The sequence below is a fragment of the Bacillus sp. LL01 genome, from assembly GCF_001037965.1.
In genome coordinates, this window is record NZ_LFEL01000001.1 from 833,512 (window position 1) to 859,458 (window position 25,947).

Sequence of the window (25,947 nt, forward strand, 5' to 3'; positions counted from 1 at the left end):
CACTTACACATATAGTCGACCTTGTTCACTACCCTACTACATGTAGTGCAAAACAAAAAGATAACGAGAAATATGCTCCTCGTTATCTTTTATAATTCCACTCATCGGTAGAATATTTCTTTTCCATGATGGCATGAACTTCCGCGAGTTCCGCTTCTGTCAGCTCATGTGGTTCGAGAGTGATGTTCAATCCCTTTTCGAATCCTTCATAGAATGCTTTTTTTGCTTCCTCAATCGTGACGGGGGTTTCCCTAAGGGCATTGATCGCCACCGCTTTATTTTTGAAATTCTTCTGCATGCGTTCCTTTACTCGTTCACTTGGGTAGTTGAACAGACTGAATAGTAGGTCTTCATCAATCTCGAGAAGAATGGAGCCGTGCTGAAGGATCACACCCTTTTGACGGGTCTGGGCACTTCCTGCGACCTTTCTTCCCTCCACAACAAGCTCATACCAGGACGGTGCGTCGAAGCACACGGCAGAACGGGGATTTTTCAGCCCTTGCTTTTCCTCTTCCGTTCTTGGGATAGCGAAGTATGCATCCAACCCAAGTGCTTTGAAGCCTTCGAGGATCCCTTCAGATATTACCCGGTACGCTTCTGTCACCGTTTTCGGCATTTCTGGATGTTCTTCAGAGACGATGACACTATACGTCAATTCCTTGTCGTGTAGAACCCCACGTCCGCCGGTAGGTCTTCTGACAAATCCGAGCCCGGCTTCTTTCACTCGTTCCATATTTATTTCTTTTTCTACTTTTTGAAAGTATCCAACTGATAATGTCGGCGGATTCCAGCCATAAAAACGGATGGTTGGCGGAATTTTCCCTTCACTGTGCCAATCTAGTAATGCTTCATCTAGCGCCATGTTAAATGCAGGTGATTGATCCTTTGAATCAATAAACCTCCAGATTTCTTTCGTCATGATATGTACCTCATTTATTTCTGTATGATGAATTAGTCTACCAAAACTCCCTTGCAATTACAAAGTTAAAGCTTGGCAGTTTTTTAATGTAGATAGTAGAAAAGGATGACATTTTGGTCGAGCTTTTATATAATATACTTTGGTAGAAAAAGAAAAAGAGGGGTTGTCTAGTTTGGCTTTATACGTAACGTTAGGAATCTTGGCAGCATTTATTGTCTATTCAGTGATCATGTTCATCTACCAACGTAAAATTCTAACAACCTTAACGGAAGAAGAATTTCGCGCTGGTTACCGTAAAGCTCAACTGATTGATGTTCGTGAAACGAAAGAGTATGATGGCGGACACATCTTGGGCGCAAGAAACATTCCTCTATCTCAGCTTAAAATGAGAATCAAAGAGGTTCGTCCAGATCAACCAATCTATATTTATTGCCAGAACACCATGCGCAGTGGCCGCGCAGCTCATATGCTGAAACGCAAAGGCTATACACAGCTTTATCAACTTAAAGGTGGGTTCAAGCGCTGGGGCGGTAAAATCAGAACGAAGAATTAATAGTTAAGAGCACTTGCAGAGAGAGTTACTGCCAGTGCTCTTTTTTGTTTATTGGACGGTGTGGTTTAACGTCTCGTTGATCTGGTCAATATGACGACGCTCATGGAATCCAACTAATTGTACCCATTGCTGTGCGGAGAGATCGCCAATCCAACGATGATTGAACCCGTATTTATGTAAAGCTTCTTCGTCCACTTCCTGGATGAAGGTGTTAAGGTTGTTTCTGGATTGCTCCAACAGATCGACTAATTCTGCTTTCGTATATGGGTGTTCAGATGGTGTGATGTCTTCTGGCGCTTCCACTTTATATGTTCTATTAGAGAGCATTTTTGCAAGATTCAATTCTTTCTCTTCTACTTCATTTTTCACTTCAATCGCTTTTCTTAAGCCGTTTGTAATTTTGTTTTCGATTAGGTAAAGGTGTTCAACGTTTTGAGAGACGGTCCATAAGTTTTCGTGCTTTTGGTGCAGTTGTTCTTCTGAGATCCCATCTAATAGTTCCAGCAGTTTTTCTCTTGCTTTATAGGTTTGCTCATAGTACATTTGCGTTCCCTCCCTTTGTTTCTAGTTATATCTTAAGGGTTTTTGGGGAGTTTGAGAAGTGATAAGTGGTGGAGGGTGAATGTAAGGCGGATTGAATGTTACGGATATCTATAAAATATGGAATATATCAGTAAAAATTTCAATATATCAATAATTTTTGAGTTTTATCAATAATTTTCACGATATATCAACAAAAATTCGATTATATCAATAATTCGACACAAACATGCAATTTCACCACTTTAGCAAGTTTTCAACTTCAAAAAAAAGAGAACAGGCGTCCCTGTCCTCTCCAATCAAAACAATATTTACGCTTCCTTCTTATAGCGCAACACAGGCTTACGCGCCGCTAACGTTTCATCCAATCTCTTAATCACTGTAGTGTGAGGTGCTTCTTGCACCACTTCTGGATTTTCTTCCGCTTCACGCGCAATCTGGATCATCGCTTCGATGAAGGAATCCAATGTTTCTTTTGATTCGGTTTCCGTCGGCTCGATCATGATACACTCTTCCACATTCAATGGGAAGTAGATGGTTGGCGGGTGGTAGCCGAAGTCAAGCAGGCGTTTGGCGATATCCAATGTACGAACGCCAAGCTTTTTCTGACGCTTACCACTCAATACAAATTCATGTTTGCAATGTCTGTCAAACGGCAAGTCATAATGCTCTGCAAGGCGACGCATCATGTAGTTCGCATTCAGTACAGCATATTCTGTTACTGCTTTCAGTCCATCCGGCCCCATACTTCTAATATAAGTGTACGCACGAACGTTGATGCCAAAGTTTCCGTAGAAAGGTTTCACACGGCCGATTGAATCCGGACGATCGTAATCGAAACCGAATGTGCCGTCTTCTTTTTTCACCACTTGCGGTTTTGGCAAATAAGGGATCAGATCCGCTTTTACACCAACCGGACCGGAACCTGGTCCACCGCCGCCGTGAGGACCTGTAAATGTTTTGTGCAAATTCAAGTGAACCACATCAAAGCCCATGTCCCCAGGGCGTGCCTTGCTCAATACCGCATTCAGGTTCGCTCCATCGTAATAGAGCTTTCCGCCTGCATCATGGATAATGCTGGCCATCTCAAGAATGTTTTCTTCAAATAGTCCAAGCGTGTTCGGGTTGGTCAGCATCAATGCAGCCGTATCTTTCCCTACCACTCTGCGAAGATCCTCTAGGTCTACTAAGCCGTTCTCGTCGGATTTTACGGTAATAGTTTCAAAACCGGCTACTGTTGCAGATGCCGGGTTTGTTCCGTGTGCGGAATCAGGAACGATTACTTTTGTACGGTTATGATCGTTGTTCGCTTCATGGAAGGCACGGATCATCATAAGTCCTGTCCACTCACCATGTGCTCCTGCTGCAGGTTGAAGTGTTACTTCGTCCATTCCAGTGATTTCAATTAGGTGTTCCTGCAGGTCATGCATCAATTCCAATGCACCTTGGACAGTTGATTCGTCCTGAAGTGGGTGGATATGCGCGAATCCTGGGAATCGTGCAACGTTTTCGTTTATTTTCGGATTATATTTCATCGTACATGAACCTAGAGGATAGAAGCCGGAATCCACCCCGTGGTTACGATTACTCAGCGCTGTATAATGGCGCATAATATCAAGCTCGGAAACTTCCGGTAGTTCCGGTGCTTCCTCGCGGATGAATTCAGCAGGGAAAAGTTCCGCTAAATCTACTTCTGGTACATCGTTTTCAGGCAGGCTGTATCCGATACGACCTTCTCTGGACATTTCAAAAATGAGTGGTTGATTTTGCTTTTTCATTGTTGATGAGCCCCCATTTCTCTCGCTAGTGTGTCGATTTCCTCTTTTGTACGCAATTCCGTTACGGCAAGTAGCATATGGTTTTCAAGCTCAGGATAGTAAGTACCCAAGTCATAACCACCGATCAAACCTTTTTCGAGAAGCTTGCGGTTGACTTCTTTGATTGGAGTGGACAACTTCACGACAAATTCGTTAAAGAATGCTCCGGTGAATGTTACTTCAAGCCCCGCCGCTTCTAATGTACGCTTAGCATATTGCGCTTTTTGGATGTTTTGTACGGCCATTTCCTTCACACCTTTTTTGCCAAGTGCCGTCATGGCAACAGAGGCAGCAAGTGCGTTCAATGCTTGGTTTGAGCAAATGTTGGAAGTAGCTTTGTCACGGCGGATATGTTGTTCACGTGCTTGAAGCGTCAGAACAAATCCGCGTTGGCCTTCCTCGTCCACTGTTTGTCCTACTAATCTACCAGGAACCTTACGCATCAATTTGGATGTTACTGAAAAATAACCACAGTGCGGTCCACCGAATTGAGTCGGGATACCGAATGGCTGTGCATCACCAGTTACAATATCAGCGCCGAATTTTCCTGGAGGTGTCAATGCTCCAAGTGCCAATGGGTTGGAGGAAACAACGAACATTCCCTTATCTGTATGAGCAAGCTTTTCAATTTCTTGAAGAGGTTCGATTTGACCGAAGAAGTTCGGATATTGAACCATTACTGCCGCAACGTCACTGGACATCATTTCTTCTAGTGCAGCGACATCGGTCACTCCGTTTTTCGTTGGAATTTCTACCACTTCCACATATTGACCTTTGGCATACGATGTAACCACCGCTTTTGCTTCAGGATGTACAGCGCCTGAAATTAGCACTTTCTTCTTTTTGGTATGACCGCATGCAAGCATCGCCGCTTCTGCAAAGGCTGTTGGACCGTCATACATGGAGGAGTTTGCCACATCCATGCCAGTCAATTCGCAAATCATCGTCTGAAATTCAAAGATTGCTTGCAGCTCCCCTTGTGAAATCTCAGGCTGGTAAGGTGTATAGGCTGTGTAAAATTCAGAACGGGAAATGACATGGTCCACGATGACAGGCATATAGTGATCGTAAACGCCAGCTCCTAAGAAGGATGCGTGTTTGCGTAAATCCTTGTTCTTCGCTGCCATATCAGTAAGCTCACGCATCAATTCTGATTCAGATTTTGCCTTTTTGATTTTTAGTTCTCCGTCAAAGCGGACGCTTTCAGGGATATCCGAGAATAGTTCTTGTATGTTTTCTACACCGATTACTTGCAGTATTTCCTGAATGTCTTGGTCTGTCATCGGTAAATAACGATGTTTCATGTGAGTTCCCCTCTCCGGTTCGTTTTGGGTTTTTAATTTCATGTTATAAACTGCTTTAAAAGTTTGACCGTTTCTTTACGCTGCAGGCACTCGTCTTCCACGGGGAGGGCCGGGAGCCTCCTCGGCAAGCCTGCGGGGTCTCCCGTTTCCCTCTATCTCCCGCTGGAGTCGAGTGCCTTCCGCTCCAATCCACTTGTTCGTCTAACTTCTTTTAAAACTACAAAGTTAGAAGAAGTACCTTTTATAAAAAGTGTCTAGTTTTTTGGTCGTTGGTAGAAAGGTGTTTTGACCACTTTCGCTTTCAGACGTTTTTTGCGCACCTGTACTTCCACTTCGGTATCAAGCTCCGTGAATTCTTTATCCACTAGCGCCAGGCCGATATTTTTCTTTAAGGTAGGAGACTGTGTACCAGTGGTCACTTCTCCGATTTTCTTATCCCCGACAAACACTTCATAGCCGTGTCGTGGAATTCCTTTGTCGATCATTTCAATTCCCACTATCCGTCGAGGGGCACCGTTTTCTCTTTGTTCTTTCAATACTTCTTTTCCTAAGAAATCTTCTTCTTTGTTCGTTTTTACTGCAAAACCTATACCTGCCTCTAGCGGTGTAATATCCTTTGTAAGTTCCTGGCCGTATAGAGCTAGATTTGCTTCAAAGCGAAGCGTATCACGGGACCCTAATCCGCAAGGTACAAGTCCATCTTCTTTGCCGGCCTCAAGCAATGTGTTCCATAGCTGAACAGCATCTTCCTGCTGACAGTAAATTTCAAATCCGTCTTCTCCTGTGTACCCGGTTCTAGAAACAAGTGCAGATACACCATTGATATCTACCTTTTCATTAAATTTAAAAAACTTGATTGTTGAAAGGTCTGTGCTTGTCAGCTTTTGAAGGACTTTCTCTGCTAAAGGGCCCTGAATCGCCAGCTGTGCGATGCTTTCAGAGATATTCGTTACTTCCACTTCTTCTGTGGCATGGCTTTTTAACCAATCAAAATCTTTTTCAATATTGGATGCATTCACGACAAGCAAGTAATCTTCGTCCGCTTTTTTATAAATAAGCAAGTCATCCACTGTTCCTCCGTCCGGATAGCACATCGCTGTGTACTGCGCGCCACCGTCTTTCAGTTTGGAAACATCATTTGTCATCATTTTCTGTAGGTAAGCAAGACTGTCTTTTCCTTTTACATCAATTTCTCCCATATGGGATACATCAAATAAACCGGCTTTGGTACGTACCGCTTCGTGCTCCTCTTTAATACTTGAAAATTGAACCGGCAGATCCCATCCACCAAAATCGATTGTTTTGGCACCATTCTCTTTATACACTTCATATAAAGGTGTTCTTTTAAGTTCAGTCATTACTTTTCTCCTCCTTTTACTAACCAAAAGAATTTAAACCTACTTATTTACCTTTTCTGCTCAAAAAAAGGACAGAAAAACTCCTTTTTCAAAAAGAGTTCTCTGTCCCTTGCACCTGAAAGTTTACCTTATGTAGAAGGCTTTCCCCTTTGGTGGTTTTTCCATGCAGAACATGAATAAACGCTCTCCAGAGTTGCGTCCAACAAGAGTCTTTTTGCCTGAGAGATTCACATTTAGTCTGCTTGCTCCTTCGGCGCTGCCACAAATTTTTGGACAGGCTCTCCCCTTGTTCTCATTCGCAATATAATATTTTTTTCAAACATGGTCATACTAAATATGAAGCTACAACATTCATGTTTATTTTGTTAGGTAAATCGTCTTTCAAAGCTCACTATTATCCTACCATTAGACAAAGGAATCTGGCAATACAAAAACACTTATCATTATTATTTTTATATAGCTAAATGTTCGGCTTTAAACAATTGATTTATCAATATTTACTAATGAAAACGCTATCCTTTTGCAACATACTATAAATTGGATAATTCAGAAAGGATGCACAGCGATGAATGTAGAGATTGTTTTTGATAAGGAGTGGCAGGAGGAACTGCTGAAACGCATGACAGATGATGGACCTTGGGCAAATTCCGAATTATTCAAACTAGCATTGGAAGTGGAAAACCATCTTAGCATCCCTGAGTTTGAAGGTTTGCTCGCTCCTTTCCACCTGCCACAGCTGACACCACTTCCCCACCAGTTGGAAGTAGCCAAAAATGTGGTAGAAGAAATGAATGGGAAAGCAATACTTGCCGATGAGGTAGGGCTTGGAAAAACGATTGAAGCTGGCCTCGTTTTAAAGGAGTATATGATTCGCGGATTGGTCAAGAAGGTATTGATTCTCGTACCGGCTTCCCTTGTCTCCCAATGGGCCATCGAATTGAATCAGAAATTCTACATTCCTGCAATCGCACAGCGTAAGAGCTATGTGTGGGAGCAGTGTGATGTGGTCGTCTCTTCGATTGATACTGCAAAGCGGAGTCCGCACCGTGAAATCATCAACAGCCTGGAGTATGACATGGTGATTATAGATGAGGCTCATAAACTGAAAAACAATAAAACCAAAAACTATGAATTTGTGCAGAATCTGAAGAAGAAGTTCTGCCTTTTATTAACTGCCACACCGATCCAAAATAAGGTCGAGGAGATATTCAATTTGGTGTCCCTCCTTAAACCTGGTCATTTGGGGAGTGAGAGCAATTTTGCCGAGGTGTTTCGTGCAAAAAACCGCAAGCTTGATAATGATGAATACTTAAAAGAGCTCGTTAACAAGGTGATGATCCGGAACAGACGTGGTGACACTGGAATTGATTGGCCTAAGCGGAATGTGGAGTCGTGCATCATCGAATTTACCAAAGAGGAACAGGATTTATATGATGCGATTAATCAATTGAAGGTCGATCCTTATGTACCTATTACCAGCCAATTCTCAATCATGACGTTACAGCGGGAGGCATGCAGTAGCAGAGAGGCCGTTTATTATACGGTAAAGAACATGATAGAGAGAAAGCAGCAAGAAAATCCACACTACCAACCGTCGCAGGGACTGCTTAATATTTTTGAAAAGATTGACCTGGTTGGACGGAATTCTAAAGCGGAAAAAGTGTTAGAGCTGATCCGTAAAGTGAATGACAAAGTCATTATCTTCACGGAATACAGAGCCACTCAGATGTACCTTCAATGGTTCCTGAAGCAGAACGGCATTACCTCCGTTCCGTTCCGAGGCGGCTTCAAGCGCGGGAAAAAGGATTGGATGCGGGAGCTGTTCAAAAATCATGTACAGGTATTGATTGCAACCGAGGCGGGAGGCGAAGGAATCAACCTTCAGTTCTGTAACTATATCATCAATTATGACCTTCCTTGGAATCCGATGAGGCTGGAGCAGCGAATTGGACGCATTCACAGGCTTGGACAGGAACGGGATGTTCATATCTACAATTTCGCCACAAGCAACACCGTCGAAGAGCATATACTAAAGCTGCTCTATGAAAAGATAAACCTGTTCGAGCGTGTCATCGGGGAGCTGGATGATATCTTGACGAAGATGGAGATCAAGAACCTGGAAGAGCATATTCAAGATATCATGCTCCACTCCAAGTCCGAGGGTGAAATGAAAATCAAAATGGAAAACCTCTCATCTATCATTGAATTTGCCGATCAGATGAAAAAGGAGGAAGAACCACATGCAGCAGCGGGAAATTCATAGGTTTTTGGAGCGTTATTTTACAGCAAACAGCTGTGAGATAGTCGAGAATACAAATAGTCATCTCGCCGTTCAGTTGACCATTGATATGGACAAGGAACTGATGAACCGTCCATTTTATTGGCACTATCTTGAAAAAACGGGCGGAGTGCCGAATCCGATGAAAATGACGTTGATTACCGACAGTAACCAGGCACCAGAAGACCTTAAAGGGGACCATGTCCATTTTGGATCCCCTAGGATGCATCAGATTTTCGAGTCCACAAAGAGTCTTGCAGGGTATATCAGACTGTATGAAAATGTTCAGGCGCATAACGGTGCGGGGCATCTTCCGCTTCATCCCTGGCTGAATGTGAATATGAAAGTAAGCTATCAATGTGATCGCAAGAAGGACGTGATCATGTCGCTAGGGATTCACCTGATTACGGGGACCATTTTGGAACGGTTCCAAGAAGAGGTAGGAAGGATGAACCTTACACCCAAAATACCTGATTTCTGTTTCACAATGACCCCTATCATCATGCCTGCTAGTGGACTATCAAGGCTTGAGCATTATGTGAATGGATTTATCGCAAGCCAGGATCACCAATGGGCAGATGAAGCGAGAAAAAGATGGGAAAAGGACCTTCAGCTTTTACAGCATTTTTATGAAGATGACGAAGAAAAGCCTGAAGCGTTCGAAACGGAGAAGAAGGCTCTACAGGAGCAGTATGAGCCGAAGATTCATGTAACGATTATTAACGGAGGACTTTTCTATTTAAGTCAGGGTTTTATAAACAAAATACACAATGGTAGATGAACCTACCATTGTGTATTTTGCGTGGTCCTACTAATGTTAGAGGCAATAGGGACGCCCCATTTTTTTGATTTCGAAATAGAATTCAGCTCCAATAATAGAAAATCCAGTACATATGTAGGAAGGTGACCATGCTATAGCCGCAAACCGCAGCCACACTCAACACTTTCAAAACGAACGATCTCAGTGTCAGATTTCTTTTGATGAATAACAATAACATTAACGAAATTCCTAATTTAAAGGAAATAAATAGAAGGGGGCTTGTTTCATAGAGGGCTTTCATTAGAGGATTTCCTTCTTCAATTAGTTGGAAGTGCAGTCCGTAGTAGGTGGCGGCCCCATCAAATATATTCAAAATGAGCAGCGCGATTAATAATTTCCTGACCATCCCCCTACCCCCTCGTTCATTTATAAGAACAATTATACCTTTTTCGTTCTTTATATAGCAACCGATTTGTTCTTTTTTAAGAACTATATATTTGTAATATTTTCTATTTTATCCATATTGATAGAAACCAATTCTGATTTTATTCGTCCAATAGATGAAGGGGGTGTAGTTTCATGAAAAAGATTACTGTATTATTAATACTTTTAATCATTGTGTCCGGATGTAATCCAATTCAAAATGGACCTATCTCATCTCAGACTGTGATTGATTGGGTGGATTTTGTCATTTGGGATGGGGTGGAATACAATCGCATCTATTCTGGAGCTATTTCTGATGAATCGTACATAGGGGAAAATATGGGAACCGTACAATATAAAGTAGCAGATGTAGTGAGGAATCCAAATTATAAGACCAAGGACGGGGACGCAGCTTTTCATGAGATAGGAACCGAGATATATGAGGTGAAGGGAGATTCGGAACTACTTGCAATAAAGGATTCAGATATAATAAATGGTTATTCCTTGTACTATCCACTTGAAGATGATAAATATGAGTACGGATGGAATTTTGAAGACATTCCTCTTGAAAGAGTAAAGAAAATCGAGATATATGATGTGGCTAATCCAGAAGATCCGACTCTAACGTCGGTATTAGAAGAACAAGAAGAACTTGATGGTTTAATTGCCATATTGAATATTAGCGATAAGGAGCAAGGCTATGAACCTGAATCCACGGATCGGGACCCTTCCGTATATGAACTTGTTTTCTACACAGACGATCCTGTAGCATTTCTACAGATGATCCAGCATGATGGAAAACACTATTTCTGGTACCCATGGGATGTTGCACTGCTGCCTGATGAGGTAGAAAGTTATATAAAGAAGGATGAATCAGCTGATTAAGAGAAAAGGAGTGAGTGCTAAACCAATGGTCTAGCGCACACTCCTTTCTATTTTTCAGAAACCGGGAAGCCACCTTTCGGGTATATACGTCCGTTAAGGTGGACCCACTCTACTAGTATTCTATTTGATCGGTATCCAGATCTCCGAGTAAAGATCTGGACTCGAAGGATCATCATCTGTGTACAATTCGAAATCAGGAGCACCAGAATGCTCGTAGCTGTTAGATGGAAACCACTCCGAGAAGATGCGCTTCCACGTGTCCTGCATGGCATGTGGCATCGGACCATGCACTTCAAAGACTACCCATTTTGAAGCAGGAATCTCTAACCTTTCCAATTCATCTGGGATGTCACCCTCCATGGCTGCAGATACCCAGTAGTCCATCACTTGCTCCGTTTTCATTTCTTCGGTGGTTCCTTCACATACACCAAGAACTCCTTTAATCGGACCATTATTTAACGTAAATAACATATCTGTGAACCCTTCTTGATTCACGTCCTGCCAGAACTTCGGAATCTCCATTGACTGCTCATCGTTGGTACAGGAAAATCTTCGCTTTTTCCCAGCCACTGTAAATGCCTCTTTGTTCACTACACTATACTTCATCGGTTCTGCCCCTTCCAATGTCACCTGGATGACCAGGCGGTTATAAGTTTGCAGCTTCCCTTCATGCCTCCGCACTTCGGTTGGAGAAGTGCCGTGTTGCCTGCGAAATGCTTTCGTGAAAGCCTCGGGAGTGTCGTAGCCATATTTGTAGGCTATGTCGATGATCTTACTGTCGGTTGTAAGTAGATCTTGTGCAGCAAGAGTCAACCTTCGCCTCCTCAGATATTCGGCAACGGAGGTATCTGTCAGCAATCCGAACGTCCGTTGAAAATGAAAGGAAGAAACATTCGCCTGCCGAGCTATATCCTTTATTGAAATATCCTCCAACAGATTCTCTTCCATATATTCGATTGCTCGTTGAATCGATTCCACCAACGCCATATTGCCCTCACTCCTTATGTCTATCCTATCAACGGAAACGATTGATTTCCTGTTCGTTTGTGCTCAGTTGTGACAGGTTATTTGAAGCGGATGACTTTCCATTCTATACCGTCATCTTCGTTCTCAACCGATCCGCTTCTCTGATATTGTCATGTAAATAAGATTCAGTCATCGGATGGTCCACTATTTCCTCGGTCGTCATCCAATGAACGGCCTCTACCTCATCCGGACTTTTCGGATAAGGCTCTCCACTCTGCCATTCACATAGGAAGACAATGTCCACTACCTCCCGACCATCCGCCAAAACAAAAGAGGTATTTCGCACATACGTCATCTTTTCCTGAACGCTGATGCCTACTTCCTCCATCAACTCTCGTCTCAAGGTCCGTTCCAAAATATCAGAGGAAGCTCCTTCTTTATCGACCGTTCCTCCAACAAAAGAAAGCATTCCAGCTGCATGCTCTTCTTTGTGGCTCCGCTCAATCATCAGCCATTTGTCCCCTCTGTACACAGCACCTTCCACATTAATGCAAAACATTATAATCCCCCTTATTTTCTGGCTTTAATAATTAGTGTCGATGGAAACTTGCGAGTCTTATAAAGAGAGTAGTAGCGGTCCAATTCTGGGGCTTCCTCATCTTTATATCTAGCTCCCACATCACTTTCCACTACCTTCTCAATGGTAAAGCCCGCTTGAATCAGTTCGTTTATGTAGGTTGCCAGTTTTCTTGTATGGATGGTCATCGGTGCATCTTCTCCTTTGAATTTTTCAAAGGTGTGCAGGCCTTCTTGCTGGTAAGAGCCTTCAAGTGTCATGATGCCGTTCTCACTTTTTATATGAGCATATAAAGGATGGTCCCAGCTGAAAAGGAAGCTTCCGTTTTCTTTCAGGTAAGAATGAATCAACTTCAAGGTTGCCGTCAAATCCGTTGTCCATCCCAAAGCATAAATAGAATAGACACAATCGAAATAATCTTTTGGAAGGTCTATTTCTTGTTCCATCGCGGCACAGTATAAGCGAGGAGCATGTCCTTTGAGTGTCTTTTCGGCAGTAAGTTTCTGTTGAGTAGAAAGATCCACTCCCCAAAGTTCGCCTGCTTGTTTTACCTCCGCCATATATTTTAAGGAATGACCACTCCCAAAACCAATATCCAACACCTTTTTATTTTTCAGGTCATCCAATAGTTTCAATTCATCTTCCGTCTGTGAAAACGGCCCATAACTCGGCAGGGCATCCACCCCGTTAAAATAATGTGCAACCTTGTCCCAACTTTTGCGATTGCTTTCCAATAGATGATTCATATGACTACCCCTTTATGTCTTTAATAAATGCAATTAATCTACTTGATTCCTTAAACCCCATCCCAATGTGGAAATCATAGCTTACATGGTTATCCAAATGGATGTCCGAACCAATTTGCTTGCAGCCCTTCTGTTTCAACCATTGTTTTCCAATTCCCACTAGCTTCCCAGAGTATCCTTTCCTTCTATGCTCTGGCTTCACATATACCCCTTCTATATACCCTGTCGGAGAGGATTCTGTTCCCTCCACATAATCCACTCTGATGGAGAGATGAATGAAGGATACAAACTCGGAACCTAAGCGGTAAAATAAAATTTTGTCCCGATTGGAAGCCATGATTTCATGAAAAGATTCATGAAGTTCCTCCGCTGTGCTTTCCGGCCAGAGATCTAAGGCCATTTCGGTGTAATACTCCTTATGATCGCTCAAAGCTTCCACTACGTTAGACTCCTTGTTTTCATTAAATGTGCTAAGTTCCAACTTAGCGAGTTGCTCCCCCCACGAAGCTATTTCCGTTTCTACAAAACCAGCATTCTCATACATCTTTTTTGCTACCTGGTTGTTCGGTTCATAGCCAAGCACGACAAATGGAATGGCTGTGGAGTTTGTGTTTCTTATGTCCTTCAGCACCTCATAAAGTGCTTCTTTTCCAAATCCTTTCCCTTGTGATTTTTCGTCTATCATTAGTCGGTAGATCCAGTAATTCCCGTCATCTGGATCAATCCCATACATCGCAAACCCCACCATCTCTTCTTCCGCATAAACTCCCATTGCTTTAAAGTCCAGTAAAAATTGTACCTGTGCAAGCGAATAGAGGTTGGATGCCACGAAGTTTTGTTGGTCCTCTGATACTTTTAATTGAATCGCTTTTTGCCAATTTTCCGCTGTTATTTGTCGTAATGTAATTTTCATGAATTTGTCTCTCTTCTATTTTTTAGTTTTCTTCATACCAATAGAATAGTGTGTATTTTCCCATTATTTTTTATGAAGGGTGATTAAGATGACTGAAAATAAAATAGATAAACGGATCCCCCAACCCATAAGAAGCGATGGCGCAGGAGCATTAGACCTCGGTCCCCGAAATGTATTGAGAGATCTACAGAATCCTGATCTGCTGGTGCCACCCAAAACGGATGCTGGTATCGTTCCAAATCTGCGTTTCTCCTTCTCGGATACATCTATGATTCTGAAACATGGTGGATGGTCCAGAGAAATAACGGTCAGAGAGCTTCCCATCGCCACCACGTTGGCTGGTGTAAATATGAGTCTGACCGCCGGTGGTGTCAGGGAACTTCATTGGCACAAAGAGGCGGAATGGTCCTATATGATACTCGGCCGCGCCCGCATTACAGCTGTAGACCAGAACGGAAAGAATTTCATTGCTGATGTCGGACCTGGTGACTTGTGGTATTTTCCACCTGGCATTCCCCATTCCATTCAAGGATTGGAACATTGTGAATTCCTTTTGGTTTTTGACTCCGGTGATTTTTCCGATTTAAGCACGCTCTCCATCTCCGACTGGTTCGCCCATACTCCAAAAGAAGTGTTATCTGCTAATTTCGGTGTTCCCGAGAACATATTTGACGACCGTCCAAAAGGGCAGCTATATATCTACCAAAGCGAGGTGCCAGGACCTCTTGAAACACAGGCTGTCCAGTCGCCTAACGGAAAAGTACCCCTGCCGTTCAAATATGAAATGCTAAAACAACCGCCACTAGAGTTTTCAGGCGGTTCCGTGCGTATTGTCGATTCCACCGTTTTCAAAATATCCAAAACTGTTGCCGCCGCCCTCGTCGAAGTAAAACCCGGTGGAATGCGGGAACTACACTGGCACCCGAACAACGATGAGTGGCAATATTACCTTACCGGAAAAGCACGCATGACCGTCTTCCTCGGGGACGGGACCGCCCGAACCTTTGATTATATGGCCGGCGATGTCGGTTACGTCCCCTTTGCGACTGGACACTACATCCAGAACACAGGTGATGAAACGGTCTGGTTCCTCGAAATGTTCAAAAGCGACCGGTTTGAGGACGTTTCCCTGGCCCAATGGATGGCACTGACACCAAGACAGCTGGTGGAAAGTAATGTTAATGTCAGTTCCTCTTTTACAAAGAACATACGGAAGGAAAAGGAGCCTGTAGTGAGGTTTCCGCCTTATACGTATAAGCTGAAGAATAATTAGAGATTGATGGAGAGCCCCCTTTGTTAATACTGAGTGGGTTCTTTTTTGTCTCCACGTCTATAACCTCTAATATTACTTCCACTTCCGGTAGCCTAAAACCTTCCCGTTTATATTTTCCAACGGAACCGCTCCGAAATTTCTGCTATCAAAGCTTCTCCACCAGGCATCCCCCAGGACGAAGACATGATCCTCAGGTATGGTGAATTTTTCTGTATCATATTCTTTCGAATCCTCAAATAATGGACGATTATAAACATTATCCAGACCTCTTCCATAAAACGCATCTAACTTCTTATCATCAATATATATTTGAGCATCTTTCAATTGAATTGTTTCTCCAGGCAACCCCACAATCCTTGATATATTTTTGGGTTCATTGTACTTATCAACCATACTTGGATCGATTTTCACCTCTTCAGGATAGGTATAATACACAACATCCCCACGGCTCACCCTATTCACTTCATAAAAGGCCGGATCAATGACAAGAAGATCCTTATAGAAATGATGATCTCCTCTATCCATGGCATCACTATGCCATTCATATAACATCATGTCCTCTTCATACACTACTCTATCAATGTCAGGCGAAGTAATTGGATCAGTAATTACGGAAGAGGTCGGCTCATAAAACGGCTTGATAATAAGTACCACCAACAACAAAGAGACACAAAGTGACATCACTAATCCAAATGTAAGGATGACCGATTTCCTTTTGGAAGGTTCTTTACTTATATTTTGGAATACAGCTTGTTTACGATTTTCAGAAAAAGACGCTTGTTGGAATATAGTAGTATCCATCTTTTTTCGAAGTTGCTTCAACTCTTGTTCAATCATTACCCCTACCTCCATCCGTATAGTGAACTCGCAATAGCTCTTTCCCTCTAGTCAGTCTTGTCTTGACAGTACTGAGGTTGGTATGAAGAAAACTGCTGATCTCCTTCAAGCTAAGTTCCTCATAATAAAAGAGGAAAACGACTTCCCTATATTTCAAAGGTAGGGCTAACACATATTCCGCCAAATCAATATTATGCTCTTTTTCTATAACCGTTTGTTCAGGTGTACTTGTATGGTCCGCAATCATCATGCCAAACATTTCAGAAATCTTCACTTTTCTAAAGTTCCAGCTTTTCAAATAATCCTTACATTTATTGATGGTGATCCTGTAAAGATAGGTTTTCACACTGGACTCGCCACGAAAACTATCCAGATTATTGAAATAGGTTATAAATACCTCCTGTGAAATATCTTCAGCTTTATTAAAATCCTTCACATAGGAATATGCCAATTTTACAATACTATTTCCATATTGATTCATGACATTTTCCAGATGTCTTTCTTTATGGTCAATAACATCCAAAGGTTCTTCCAAGGCTGCCTTCACCCTCTCTTCCATTCATTCACTTATGAGAGTTAGACGACACTACTCCCTCTGAAGTTTGGAAAATCTTTCTTTTAATTTTACCAAAAGAAAAAGCAGGAGAACTTCTTTTTTAAAAAAGAAATTCCCCCGCTCTGTATTTAGATGGCCCATTCTCCATCAGTCATTATTGTTTCTTTGACTCCGTCTGCCGTTTCCCCATCAATGCTCAACTTTTCTGAACCAATCATGAAGTCAACATGAATCATACTCGTATTGATTCGCTTTGCTTCTAGCTCTTCCTTGCTCATTTTTGCTCCGCCTTCAATATTGATTGGGTAGGCCGAGCCTAGTGCCAAGTGACAAGAGGCATTTTCATCAAACAGTGTATTATAGAAAATCACTTCTTGTTTGGAGACTGGTGAACTGTGCGGTACAAGCGCCACCTCACCTAAATGAAGTGCTCCTTCATCGGTTTCTAAAAGCTTTTTCAACACTTCATAACCTTGCTCCGCAGAAAACTCCACCACTTTTCCGTCCTTGAATGTGAGGGAGAAGTTGTCAACAAGGTTGCCGTTAAGGTTTAACGGTTTTGTGGAAGCTACCACTCCGTTTATTCCTGTTTTGACAGGTGCCGTAAAGACTTCCTCTGTTGGAAGGTTAGGAACAAAGTAAGTTCCTTGGTCGTTGTTCATTCCACCGCCAAGCCAAACTTGTTCTTTTGGAAGCTCGATGGTCAGGTCTGTTCCTGGTGCTTTGTAATGAAGCTTTTTGTATTTTTTCGTGTTCAGCACTTGCAGCTTTTCTTGCAAGGTTTTTATGTGCTTGTTCCACGCTTCTACAGGATCGTTTTCATTTATTCGCGTTACTTGGAAAATAGTTTCCCAAAGGCTTGCAACTTGTTCTTCCGGAGACTTTTCCGGATAAAGCTTGGCTGCCCATTCCTGTGACGGCACGGAAACGATTGCCCAGCTGACTTTGGCAGTTTGAATGTATTTTCTGTAGTTTTGCATGGCTTTTGCCTGTGCCTTATTAGAAATGGACACTCTTTCAGGGTCAACGTCTTTCAGAAGATCTGGATTGGAAGCAACGATTGACATAAATGCCGCTCCTTCTTCCGCCATCTCTTCCATTCCTCTAACTTTCCACTCTCGAACATGCCTGAGAGACTCGGTTGAGGCCGTTTCATATGTAATTTTCGTTAACTGTTCATCGTTCCATTCTGTATGTACGTATTTAGCACCTAGCTTGTACGCAATTTTTGCAACCTCCCTGACAAAAGGTGCGGCTGATATTGGTGCATTTATAACAAGCGGCTGGTTGGGTTGCAGGTTAATCCCAACTTTCAACGCAAGCTCAGCATATCTGGTCAATTTTTCTTGTATCACTAAGTATTACCTCCTTATGGTCGATGAGATTATTGTATCATAGGATCTCGGTTGTAGAATGTAGACTTGATGGAACATTTTTGGGGTTATGGGGGGATTATGACGATTTGTGGGGGGGAAACATCTACTTATGGTTGGAAAACCTTTTCGATTGGGGGGAAAACGAAATGTTGTGGGGGAATTAAAAATCATATGGGGGGAACAGATACTGTAAGTGGAGGGATTGGCAGCGCAAGTGGTGGGAATGGTGCTTGATAATGACGAGAAATTGGTTTTTAATGGGGGAAATCAATGGAAAGATATTAAATTGTCCTCATTTTTCGATAAAACTTTGCAAGAGATAATCATTTTCCCTGATGCGAGCCTTATCATAACTGCGAATTTTCAGTCTAACCTGCTAAACAATTCATACCGACAGAAAACAAAAAAAGCCAACCTCCCCCAAGGGAAAGTCAGCTTCTTACAATATTTCAATGCTTACACATTAAACTTCTCTTTAACAAATTCCACCACTTCTTCTGCTGTACCCATGCTCAAGATCTCTTCACGGTAGGAAGCAGCTTCTTCCTTGGAGATGCCACGCAATTGGCTTCGTGCAGGTAAGATGGATGTCGCACTCATGCTGAACTCGTCCAATCCAAGTCCAAGAAGAATTGGAATCGCGATTGGATCGCCAGCCATTTCTCCACACATGCCGGCCCATTTGCCGTTTTTGTGTGCAGCTTGGATGACATTATCCACTAGGCGTAAGATTGCCGGGTTGTATGGCTGATACAGATAGGAAACCTGCTCGTTCATACGGTCGGCTGCCATTGTGTATTGAATCAGGTCGTTTGTTCCGATACTGAAGAAATCAACTTCTTTTGCGAAAATATCAGCAAGTACTGCAGTAGATGGAATTTCCACCATGATACCAATCTCGATATTTTCGTTTACAGTCGTACCGTTCTTCACAAGCTTTTCTTTTTCTTCCATTAGAATTGCTTTTGCTTGGCGGAACTCGTCCAATGTCGCTATCATTGGGAACATGATTTTCAGGTTTCCATAAGAGCTAGCACGCAATAATGCACGAAGCTGGGTACGGAAGATATCCTGCTCCTCTAAGCAAAGGCGAATTGCACGGAATCCAAGGAATGGGTTCATTTCTTTAGGAAGGTTCAGATAAGGAAGTTCTTTATCTCCACCGATGTCCAATGTGCGGACTACAACTGGCTTTCCTTCCATGCTTTCAAGAACCTCTTTATAGGCTTTGTACTGCTCGTCCTCTGTTGGAAGTTCGGTTCTGCCCATGTATAAGAATTCTGTACGGTAAAGACCGACGCCTTCTCCGCCATTGGCAAGAACACCCTTCACATCTTTTGGCGTTCCGATATTTGCAGCAAGTTCGACTTCTTGTCCGTCAGAAGAAAGACTCTTCTCGTTTACAAGCTTTGCCCACTCTTTTTTCTGCTCTTCATGTTTTTGTTGCTTTTCCTTGTAAGTAGCAATTTCGTCTTCGGTCGGATCAACGATTACCACCCCATCTAAACCATCGACAATAACCATCGTGTCATTTTGAATGGTTTCCATGACATTCTTTGATCCAACTACTGCTGGAATTTCCATAGAACGTGCCATGATAGCAGAGTGAGACGTGCGTCCACCGATATCAGTCGTAAATGCTTTTACAAATTGACGGTTAAGTTGAGCCGTATCTGATGGCGTCAAATCTTCCGCAATAATGATAACTTCTTCCGAAATAAGTGCCGGGGTGGACACAGTAACACCCAATAAATGTGCCAGCACACGTTTTGTCACGTCGCGGATATCCGCTGCACGCTCCTTCATGTACTCATTGTCCATCTGCTCGAACATATTGATGAACATGCCAGCTGTTTCATCTAATGCGAACTCAGCATTCACATTGTCGCTTATAATTTTATCTTTAATTGGATTTAAAAGTTCTGGGTCACTTAATACAAGCAGGTGGGCAGAAAATATTTCAGCCTTGTCCGCTCCAAGCTCCTTGTGTGCGTGCTCCTTGATTTTTTCCAATTCCGTTTTAGAGATTTCTACTGCTTTTTCAAATCTTTCCACTTCCGCTTGGGCATTGTCGATTGTCTTTTTTTCCGCGGAAAGTTCCGGGTTTTCCAGACGATATGCTTTCGCAATGGCAATCCCGCTGGAAGCAGGTATTCCCTGGATCGTGTTTGACATTATTCCCCTAACCCTTCTGATTTCAAAGTTTCTCCAATTGCGGAAATTGCCTCGCTCTCATCAGAACCTTCTGCAACGATTTTAATTTCCGCACCTTGAGGGATTCCTAAAGACATTACACCCATGATGGATTTCAGGTTTACAGATTTACCATTGTACTCAAGGTTAACGTCCGCATCGAACTTGCCTGCCGTTTGTACTAATTGAGTAGCTGGACGTGCGTGAATTCCTGAATCTGCTGTTACTTTGAATATTTTTTCTGCCATTGTAATCAAACTCCTTTGGGATATGTGTATTTTTCATTCAGAAACCATTCAACTAAAAGAACCTTGTTTCCCTTTATTCCTATACCCTGTAGCTTTCACCATTAATCGCGATGAATATGTAGAAAAGAGTATAGAAAAAGGCATGAGAAAGGGGTTCGTCTCTATAAAAGGGTACACTTGTCCCCTTAGTATTGATCAAAACCGCTTCACTCATGCCTGATCGTATCAGTAACACGCAAAGTTCTTATCTATGTTGAAAGCATTTGCATTAACAAGTAGTTGAACGCTTCTTAACTGTCCGTTGAGATTGTAGCATAAAAAACAAAAGCTTGGCAATACTTTTGACTTATACTCCATTCTTTTTCTTTTTGAAGAGCATCATGATTGCGTAAGGGATAACCCCAAATAGCTGAAAAGCTATCGGAGAACGTTCCTGTTTTCTGATTTGCTTTTGCTCTCGCTTCACTTCTTTCGGTTGATCCATATACGTGACCAGCTGTTGTGTCACATATTTTACATAGTCGTTTGTTTTCATTGCCATCCACCACCAAAGAAATCTTTTGCCTTTAGTGTTGACTGTTGTTCCATATTTTAATCGCTTTATGTACGGATTCTGTGGCCTCTTCCAATGTCAGCCCGGTTGTATCTACCGTTAGGTGCGCTTGGCGATAAAGAGGTAGCCGTGACTTAAAAAGTTCCAGAACCTCTTCTTTCTCTCTTTGTTGCACAAGGGGCCTTGTTATATCACTTTCCAGACGACTCCAAATGACCTCCGGATCTGCGTGCAGAAATATCATGCAGCCGTTTTCCTTCATCCAATCAATGTTCGATTGACTAGTAACAATTCCTCCACCAGTCGTTACAATGGCGTTATTTACTGGAATGTCCTGCAACGTTTTTGTTTCCAACTCGCGAAAGTGTCTCTCTCCGTATTGTTCGAAGATATCCTTTATTATTATTTCCATCTTCTGCTCAATTACCGAGTCGGTGTCATATACAGGGAGATCAAGCCTTTGTGCCAATGATTGTCCAATTGTCGTTTTTCCCGCTCCCATAAATCCTGTAAGATAGATGCTCTTCATTATCGTTGCCTCTCTTTCGTTACCAAAACCCATAATTCCTCTGTTTTTATTTATTATAGTTGAAACACGGCTTGTCCTCCACCTCTACCTATTCAAAAAAGTGCCCCCTCCTTAGGAAGGAAGCACTTTCTGAAACACCAATTAGTTACATAATTTAAATGGTTTCATACCAAGCCCGCACCTTATAGTTCTCTTTATCGTACAAAATAGTTGCTTTGTACTCCCTCCCTTTTTGGGTTGAACATACAATAATAATTTCCACTTCTGGACCAAGGTCTCTTGTAGTGACCAAAGCATTTCCTGTTGGAAAAACAATATCCGCAGTTAATACATGTTTTTCCTCTTTCAACTCCTCATGAATAGTGTCCCATGTGTATTTCATCATCACTTCCAATTCAAGCTGCTGGTCGGATTCGTGGTAAAATAATTTTTCCAAACGGTAGTTTTCAATCTGATGCAATAAAAACGCAGAAAATAGAACGCTCATCATAAGTGTAACGGGAAAGATGTACCCTTTCTCCCTCCTACTCTGAAAACCACTGGTCTGGAATTGCACTGATTCTGAATTCATGAGTAACATGGTCTCTCCCTTTCACCTTAAATATTGCTCCATTTGCGGTTTTCTCAAATAGAACACTTTGAACATTATGAAGTAGTAGTTCGTGTCCGGTACCATTTACTCTCCGTCTTAATTTTTGCTGATAGTATTCATAGGTCACCCGTTGGTCTGCCTCATTGATAATTACCAAAGCCACCCCATCCACTGAAACCGTTTTGGCATTCCTCACTTCCCTTGTGGCCTGTTGAATAAAAACCTCCAGCTCAAGAGGATGGATTCCCTCTCCTTTTTGGGTAAGGAGAAAAAGATTTTTTATTAAAAGTGGAAAGAATGCTGTTAGGATTAAAATGAGGGAAAAACAGACGAGCACTTCCAAAAGTGTAAATCCCTCATCTTTACGGATAGCGGACATATACACACCTTTCCTTCACCAATAACTTATAATCTGTATAGTTTACACACAGCTTAGTTGGTTCGTCTTCTTCTAATAGTGATAGTGAATACATAATGCCGCCTTTATTGATCGTTTTCGGTGTAAACATCTCTTTTTCTGTTCGAATGTTTTCCAGTTCCAGCGTTAATAAGAACCTTGCCTGTTGCTCTAAAATAAACCCTTTTCGCTCTTGATTAATTTTTATTAGACCCGGAAGAAGTACAGACGCGATCATCATCCAAACAACCAACGCTGCCAACACCTCCACTAAGGTGAATCCTTTACAACCTCTCCACATAAAAGCGCCCTTTTCCCAATGTGAAGACATATTGATAATATTCCTTTCCATCCACATAGATCCCGATTGCACCCGATTTTGTAATGCTACCATTTCCATGGTAAGTAATCCGTTCCCCCATGGTGCGGGTGTCTATTCTAATTGTGGGATGGTAATCTCTGTGCACAAGTTCATTAATCTGAAAGGTGCCTTGTCGTATTCGGTAATAGTTTTCTTTCGGGGTAAAGATGATATAGACACTGCTCTTTGTACTAAGTGCATATTGCTGTGCGAACAAGAGGTCATTGCTCAATTGTTCGCTAAACTGGTCTCCAATGTGCTTTTCTTGAGTGGTCGACAGTTTCAGGACGGTTACAGATAGAATGACGGAGACTATGGAGAGGACAAGCAGTGACTCGAGCAGTGTGTGGCCACCGGTGCTATTATATCTACTCACCGTCACCTGACGTAGCTTTGTTATCGACAATGGTAATTATATTTCCATTTGGGCAATTCAATGTACCAGTATCATCATCGAACCGGTCTTCAAGATATTCTGGCGACTTCAGATCATCGATGGATTCTGGCTCGCTGCCTGTATCCAATCGGTAGGTTTGTATTTGGGCATCAACCATGCTTAGCAGCGCCTCACAGCCTTTATCCCCGATGACGCTTGTATTTTTTGTTACATTCGGAATCATGATCAACAGCAACACAGTGATAACCAGCATGACCAACAGCATTTCCACCAACGTAAATCCACGTTCATTCTTTAAAAATTTTCTCATTTATACTCCTCCTAATAATTGAAACATCGGAATGAAAATACACAAATATAACAAAAACACAAATGCTCCTACTCCCAGGAACAAAACTGGTTGCATTCTTCCCAATAGTCTCTCGCTTTTTTCCTGCATCTTCACCAACAGAAGCTTGCTGTACTGCTCGAGCTCCTGTCCCAATTTTCCATTCTTCTGCCCATGGACAATTACTACCGCCAATCCGCCTACAAATACCTTTTCACTTTCCACCAATTCCTCCAATTTCTCCCCTTCCACAAGCCGGTCACGAAATTCTTTCGCTTTTGTATGGAAAAATGGTTGATATTGTTGTTGCTCGAATACAGAAATGGATTCGTTTATGGTTAACCCGCTTAAAAGCAAGCTACTAAGCTGTTGCGTAAAATAGTGAGAATAATGAAGAGAGAGAAAGGTTTTGACGAAAGGTATCTTCATCAGCAGGTTCACCTTTTGGGAAGGCAATAATCTTTTTTCATAGATTTTCAAGAAGAAATAGACTGCAATGAAAAAGAATGCCCCCCACATCAGTACGATAGGAATATGGACAACCAAAAAGAAGAAGATGGAGATGACTGGACTCAAGGTGATGTTCATTTGCGAAAACAGTAGATGAAATTGGGGAAGAAGAACTATTTGTACGAAAACAAGCATAATAATCACGAGAAATATGAGCAGGATTGGATACCTAAGAATGGAGATGATTTTATTTCGGTAATACCTTTTTCGTTCAATTAGCGCTCCAGCTGACCGGAAGGCCTGTCCGAGGTTTCCATGTTTCTGGGAAAAGAACAACAAGGACAAAATATCTTGATGAAATTGAAGGCCTTCCAGCACTCGATGGACACTGTACCCTTTTTTCAACTCTTGTATAGCCTCAAGCAGCCTTTTCTTCTTATCCGCTTCAAAGTGGATGCTCATCAACTCCAGGGCTTCCAGGAGAGAGTATCCATTTTGATAGAGATCTCCCATCCTTTTCAGGAAATCCTCCTGTACCTTAAGTGACCACCCCTTACTAGCCTTTCCCATCTGTCACCCATTTTTCATATTCCATTTGGTGAATAAACCCCAGCGCAATTCCCTTTTTAATCACTTCTTTCAGAGTCGGATAGCATAGCTCCACGTTCGCCCCTTTACACTCTTCCATCACCTTTGACAGCTCCCGACCATATAAAAGTTCATAAACACTCGCCAATCGGTGATGCCTGTATTTCCTGCAGAAAGATGTGCATTCCTCCTTGCAATATGGACATTTCAACTCCACAAGCCTCTGTGCCGAAATTGCTATCAGTGTTTGTTCTAGCTCCTGTTGAGTGACTCCGAACTCCAACAGGCGATGAACCGCCCCTTTTGCATCCCTCGTATGCAAAGTACTTAACACCAAATGACCAGTTAACGATGCCCTTATGGCAATCTTCGCTGTTTCTTCATCCCTAATCTCCCCGACCATGATAATGTCCGGGTCATGTCTGAGTATCGCCTTTAATCCCGCAGCGTAGGTTATCCCTGCTTTTTCATTCACCTGTACTTGTAGAACATTTCTGCTTCTCCGCTCCACCGGATCCTCAAGCGTAATGATATTCCGTTGCAGCATCCCCTTTGATTCTTCCAGAATGGAATACAAAGTGGTAGTTTTGCCTGAGCCGGTCGGTCCAGTGAACAAAACAAGTCCATGGGAATGCTTCATTAATGAGAAAAGCTTTCTCGTAGAGTTCGGGAATAGAGATAAATGTTTTAATGGGAGTTGGCTGTCATCCTGCGGTAGGATCCGAATGACCAGACTTTCCTGGTTCACTGTAGGTAAGGTCGAGAGTCGTAGGTTAATTTGCTTGGAGTCAACATGAAGGCTCAAGGCGCCATTTTGGGGTTTTCTTGTTTCACCTATATCCATTTCGGCTTGGAATTTAAGGTGGGATAGCATTCTTTCATAGATTTCTAGTGGGAGCTCTTCTTGATCATAGAGGTAATGGTCCAGACGGAACAATACTTTGGCGAACGTTTCAAGAGGCTTGATGTGGATATCAGATACCCGTAAACGTACTGCTTGGCGAACAATCTCTTCGCACTTTTTTTCAATATTCATTTGTCACCTCATTTTGTGTTGGTTTGTTTTTTGGGTGGGAGAGTGAGCTGATTGGGTGGCCAGTGAGGCTTTGATGCTGTTGAAATAGTGGTTGTAGAGGATGCAGGGGTACATGATGTTAAGGTTGCAGGTCACTGGGTACAGTGTCACTGGGTACTGGTTCTTGAGAGAATCCTTTCTGAAAAATTTCCTGC

At 42.4% G+C, this 25,947-nt stretch carries 30 protein-coding genes, 1 pseudogene and 1 riboswitch; of the genes and pseudogenes, 6 read left to right on the top strand and 25 right to left on the bottom strand.

The window, feature by feature from the left end; all coding sequences use genetic code 11:
- Positions 1–82: 82 nt before the first annotated feature.
- The gene (locus AB685_RS04245) at positions 83–919 is read right to left on the bottom strand and encodes a biotin/lipoate A/B protein ligase family protein (protein ID WP_047969260.1); all 837 of its coding nucleotides are present in this window, start codon (positions 917–919) and stop codon (positions 83–85) included.
- A 172-nt stretch (positions 920–1,091) separates the two neighbouring features.
- Between AB685_RS04245 and AB685_RS04250 the strand changes: the two genes are divergently transcribed.
- Positions 1,092–1,472, top strand: a complete 381-nt coding sequence (locus AB685_RS04250; protein ID WP_047969261.1) for a rhodanese-like domain-containing protein — start codon at positions 1,092–1,094, stop codon at positions 1,470–1,472.
- Between the two features lie 48 nt (positions 1,473–1,520).
- Here AB685_RS04250 and AB685_RS04255 read toward each other — a convergent pair whose 3' ends face one another.
- From AB685_RS04255 to gcvT, 4 genes are all read right to left on the bottom strand, one after another.
- On the bottom strand, positions 1,521–2,015 hold the full coding sequence (locus AB685_RS04255) for a DinB family protein (RefSeq protein ID WP_047969262.1): 495 nt from the start codon (positions 2,013–2,015) through the stop codon (positions 1,521–1,523).
- Between the two features lie 308 nt (positions 2,016–2,323).
- Positions 2,324–3,790 (bottom strand): aminomethyl-transferring glycine dehydrogenase subunit GcvPB, encoded by a 1,467-nt coding sequence (gcvPB, locus tag AB685_RS04260; protein ID WP_047969263.1) that lies wholly within the window; start codon positions 3,788–3,790, stop codon positions 2,324–2,326.
- Positions 3,787–5,133: an aminomethyl-transferring glycine dehydrogenase subunit GcvPA gene (gene gcvPA / locus AB685_RS04265; protein WP_047969264.1), complete on the bottom strand. Its 1,347-nt coding sequence runs from the start codon at positions 5,131–5,133 to the stop codon at positions 3,787–3,789. Before gcvPA ends, gcvPB begins: the two co-directional genes overlap by 4 nt.
- Before the next feature lie 254 nt (positions 5,134–5,387).
- Complete coding sequence (gcvT, locus tag AB685_RS04270; RefSeq protein WP_047969265.1) at positions 5,388–6,491, bottom strand: glycine cleavage system aminomethyltransferase GcvT; 1,104 nt, start codon at positions 6,489–6,491, stop codon at positions 5,388–5,390.
- Positions 6,492–6,687: 196 nt separating this feature from the next.
- A riboswitch (glycine riboswitch) is annotated at positions 6,688–6,787 on the bottom strand.
- 269 nt (positions 6,788–7,056) lie between these two features.
- Between gcvT and AB685_RS04275 the strand changes: the two genes are divergently transcribed.
- Together AB685_RS04275 and AB685_RS04280 are read left to right on the top strand one after the other, a co-directional pair.
- Positions 7,057–8,754: an SNF2-related protein gene (locus tag AB685_RS04275; RefSeq protein ID WP_047969266.1), complete on the top strand. Its 1,698-nt coding sequence runs from the start codon at positions 7,057–7,059 to the stop codon at positions 8,752–8,754.
- A complete protein-coding gene (locus AB685_RS04280; protein ID WP_047969267.1) occupies positions 8,732–9,550 on the top strand; it encodes a YqhG family protein in 819 nt (272 codons plus the stop codon). Before AB685_RS04275 ends, AB685_RS04280 begins: the two co-directional genes overlap by 23 nt.
- A gap of 82 nt (positions 9,551–9,632) precedes the next feature.
- Here the strand turns inward: AB685_RS04280 and AB685_RS04285 are convergent, their stop codons facing one another.
- Positions 9,633–9,935, bottom strand: a complete 303-nt coding sequence (locus AB685_RS04285; RefSeq protein ID WP_047969268.1) for a DUF5658 family protein — start codon at positions 9,933–9,935, stop codon at positions 9,633–9,635.
- A gap of 173 nt (positions 9,936–10,108) precedes the next feature.
- On the opposite strand from AB685_RS04285, the gene AB685_RS04290 reads away from it, so the two are divergent.
- Entirely contained in the window at positions 10,109–10,837 is a 729-nt protein-coding gene (locus AB685_RS04290) for a hypothetical protein (protein ID WP_053073720.1), read from the top strand.
- Between the two features lie 120 nt (positions 10,838–10,957).
- On the opposite strand, the gene AB685_RS04295 is transcribed toward AB685_RS04290, so the two are convergent.
- The 5 genes and pseudogenes from AB685_RS04295 to AB685_RS32025 form a co-directional block, all read right to left on the bottom strand.
- Positions 10,958–11,824 (bottom strand): AraC family transcriptional regulator, encoded by an 867-nt coding sequence (locus tag AB685_RS04295; protein WP_047969269.1) that lies wholly within the window; start codon positions 11,822–11,824, stop codon positions 10,958–10,960.
- Positions 11,825–11,927: 103 nt separating this feature from the next.
- Positions 11,928–12,362, bottom strand: coding sequence for an NUDIX domain-containing protein (locus AB685_RS04300; RefSeq protein ID WP_047969270.1), 435 nt, complete (start codon positions 12,360–12,362; stop codon positions 11,928–11,930).
- Between the two features lie 11 nt (positions 12,363–12,373).
- The gene (locus AB685_RS04305) at positions 12,374–13,126 is read right to left on the bottom strand and encodes a class I SAM-dependent methyltransferase (RefSeq protein WP_047969271.1); all 753 of its coding nucleotides are present in this window, start codon (positions 13,124–13,126) and stop codon (positions 12,374–12,376) included.
- Positions 13,127–13,130: 4 nt separating this feature from the next.
- A complete protein-coding gene (gene aac(6'), locus AB685_RS32020) occupies positions 13,131–13,565 on the bottom strand; it encodes an aminoglycoside 6'-N-acetyltransferase (protein ID WP_347230864.1) in 435 nt (144 codons plus the stop codon).
- Positions 13,566–13,598: 33 nt separating this feature from the next.
- Positions 13,599–14,039: pseudogene (locus AB685_RS32025) on the bottom strand (GNAT family N-acetyltransferase); the annotation flags it as partial.
- 88 nt (positions 14,040–14,127) lie between these two features.
- Between AB685_RS32025 and AB685_RS04315 the strand changes: the two are divergent.
- Complete coding sequence (locus tag AB685_RS04315) at positions 14,128–15,312, top strand: oxalate decarboxylase family bicupin (protein ID WP_128755794.1); 1,185 nt, start codon at positions 14,128–14,130, stop codon at positions 15,310–15,312.
- A gap of 72 nt (positions 15,313–15,384) precedes the next feature.
- On the opposite strand, the gene lepB is transcribed toward AB685_RS04315, so the two are convergent.
- From lepB to AB685_RS04330, 3 genes are all read right to left on the bottom strand, one after another.
- Positions 15,385–16,149 carry a signal peptidase I gene (gene lepB / locus AB685_RS04320; RefSeq protein WP_047969273.1) on the bottom strand — a complete coding sequence of 255 codons (765 nt, stop codon included), beginning with the start codon at positions 16,147–16,149 and terminating at the stop codon, positions 15,385–15,387.
- Positions 16,142–16,708, bottom strand: a complete 567-nt coding sequence (locus AB685_RS04325; protein WP_047969274.1) for a sigma-70 family RNA polymerase sigma factor — start codon at positions 16,706–16,708, stop codon at positions 16,142–16,144. Before AB685_RS04325 ends, lepB begins: the two co-directional genes overlap by 8 nt.
- A gap of 125 nt (positions 16,709–16,833) precedes the next feature.
- Complete coding sequence (locus AB685_RS04330) at positions 16,834–18,060, bottom strand: aminopeptidase (RefSeq protein ID WP_047969275.1); 1,227 nt, start codon at positions 18,058–18,060, stop codon at positions 16,834–16,836.
- 69 nt (positions 18,061–18,129) lie between these two features.
- Here AB685_RS04330 and AB685_RS30835 point away from each other — a divergent pair, with 69 nt between their 5' ends.
- Positions 18,130–18,315 carry a hypothetical protein gene (locus tag AB685_RS30835; protein ID WP_128755795.1) on the top strand — a complete coding sequence of 62 codons (186 nt, stop codon included), beginning with the start codon at positions 18,130–18,132 and terminating at the stop codon, positions 18,313–18,315.
- A gap of 222 nt (positions 18,316–18,537) precedes the next feature.
- Here AB685_RS30835 and ptsP read toward each other — a convergent pair whose 3' ends face one another.
- The 11 genes from ptsP to comGA all read right to left on the bottom strand — a co-directional run bounded on the left by ptsP (position 18,538) and on the right by comGA (position 25,753).
- Positions 18,538–20,256 carry a phosphoenolpyruvate--protein phosphotransferase gene (gene ptsP / locus AB685_RS04335; protein ID WP_047969276.1) on the bottom strand — a complete coding sequence of 573 codons (1,719 nt, stop codon included), beginning with the start codon at positions 20,254–20,256 and terminating at the stop codon, positions 18,538–18,540.
- Positions 20,256–20,522 (bottom strand): phosphocarrier protein HPr, encoded by a 267-nt coding sequence (locus tag AB685_RS04340; protein WP_047969277.1) that lies wholly within the window; start codon positions 20,520–20,522, stop codon positions 20,256–20,258. Before AB685_RS04340 ends, ptsP begins: the two co-directional genes overlap by 1 nt.
- 346 nt (positions 20,523–20,868) lie before the next feature.
- Positions 20,869–21,057 (bottom strand): YqzE family protein, encoded by a 189-nt coding sequence (locus tag AB685_RS04345; RefSeq protein ID WP_047969278.1) that lies wholly within the window; start codon positions 21,055–21,057, stop codon positions 20,869–20,871.
- Positions 21,058–21,088: 31 nt separating this feature from the next.
- On the bottom strand, positions 21,089–21,604 hold the full coding sequence (locus AB685_RS04350; RefSeq protein WP_047969279.1) for a shikimate kinase: 516 nt from the start codon (positions 21,602–21,604) through the stop codon (positions 21,089–21,091).
- 154 nt (positions 21,605–21,758) lie between these two features.
- On the bottom strand, positions 21,759–22,094 hold the full coding sequence (gene comGG, locus AB685_RS04355) for a competence type IV pilus minor pilin ComGG (protein WP_047969280.1): 336 nt from the start codon (positions 22,092–22,094) through the stop codon (positions 21,759–21,761).
- Positions 22,095–22,128: 34 nt separating this feature from the next.
- On the bottom strand, positions 22,129–22,575 hold the full coding sequence (gene comGF, locus AB685_RS04360; RefSeq protein ID WP_053073721.1) for a competence type IV pilus minor pilin ComGF: 447 nt from the start codon (positions 22,573–22,575) through the stop codon (positions 22,129–22,131).
- Positions 22,559–22,894 carry a type II secretion system protein gene (locus AB685_RS04365; protein WP_157860696.1) on the bottom strand — a complete coding sequence of 112 codons (336 nt, stop codon included), beginning with the start codon at positions 22,892–22,894 and terminating at the stop codon, positions 22,559–22,561. The genes comGF and AB685_RS04365 overlap by 17 nt, the downstream gene beginning before the upstream one ends.
- Positions 22,878–23,330, bottom strand: a complete 453-nt coding sequence (gene comGD / locus AB685_RS30840) for a competence type IV pilus minor pilin ComGD (RefSeq protein ID WP_128755796.1) — start codon at positions 23,328–23,330, stop codon at positions 22,878–22,880. The genes AB685_RS04365 and comGD overlap by 17 nt, the downstream gene beginning before the upstream one ends.
- Positions 23,323–23,661 (bottom strand): competence type IV pilus major pilin ComGC, encoded by a 339-nt coding sequence (gene comGC / locus AB685_RS04375; RefSeq protein WP_047969283.1) that lies wholly within the window; start codon positions 23,659–23,661, stop codon positions 23,323–23,325. Before comGC ends, comGD begins: the two co-directional genes overlap by 8 nt.
- Positions 23,662–24,699 carry a competence type IV pilus assembly protein ComGB gene (gene comGB / locus AB685_RS04380; protein ID WP_082153494.1) on the bottom strand — a complete coding sequence of 346 codons (1,038 nt, stop codon included), beginning with the start codon at positions 24,697–24,699 and terminating at the stop codon, positions 23,662–23,664.
- Positions 24,686–25,753, bottom strand: coding sequence for a competence type IV pilus ATPase ComGA (gene comGA, locus AB685_RS04385; RefSeq protein ID WP_047969285.1), 1,068 nt, complete (start codon positions 25,751–25,753; stop codon positions 24,686–24,688). The genes comGB and comGA overlap by 14 nt, the downstream gene beginning before the upstream one ends.
- Positions 25,754–25,947 lie beyond the last annotated feature (194 nt).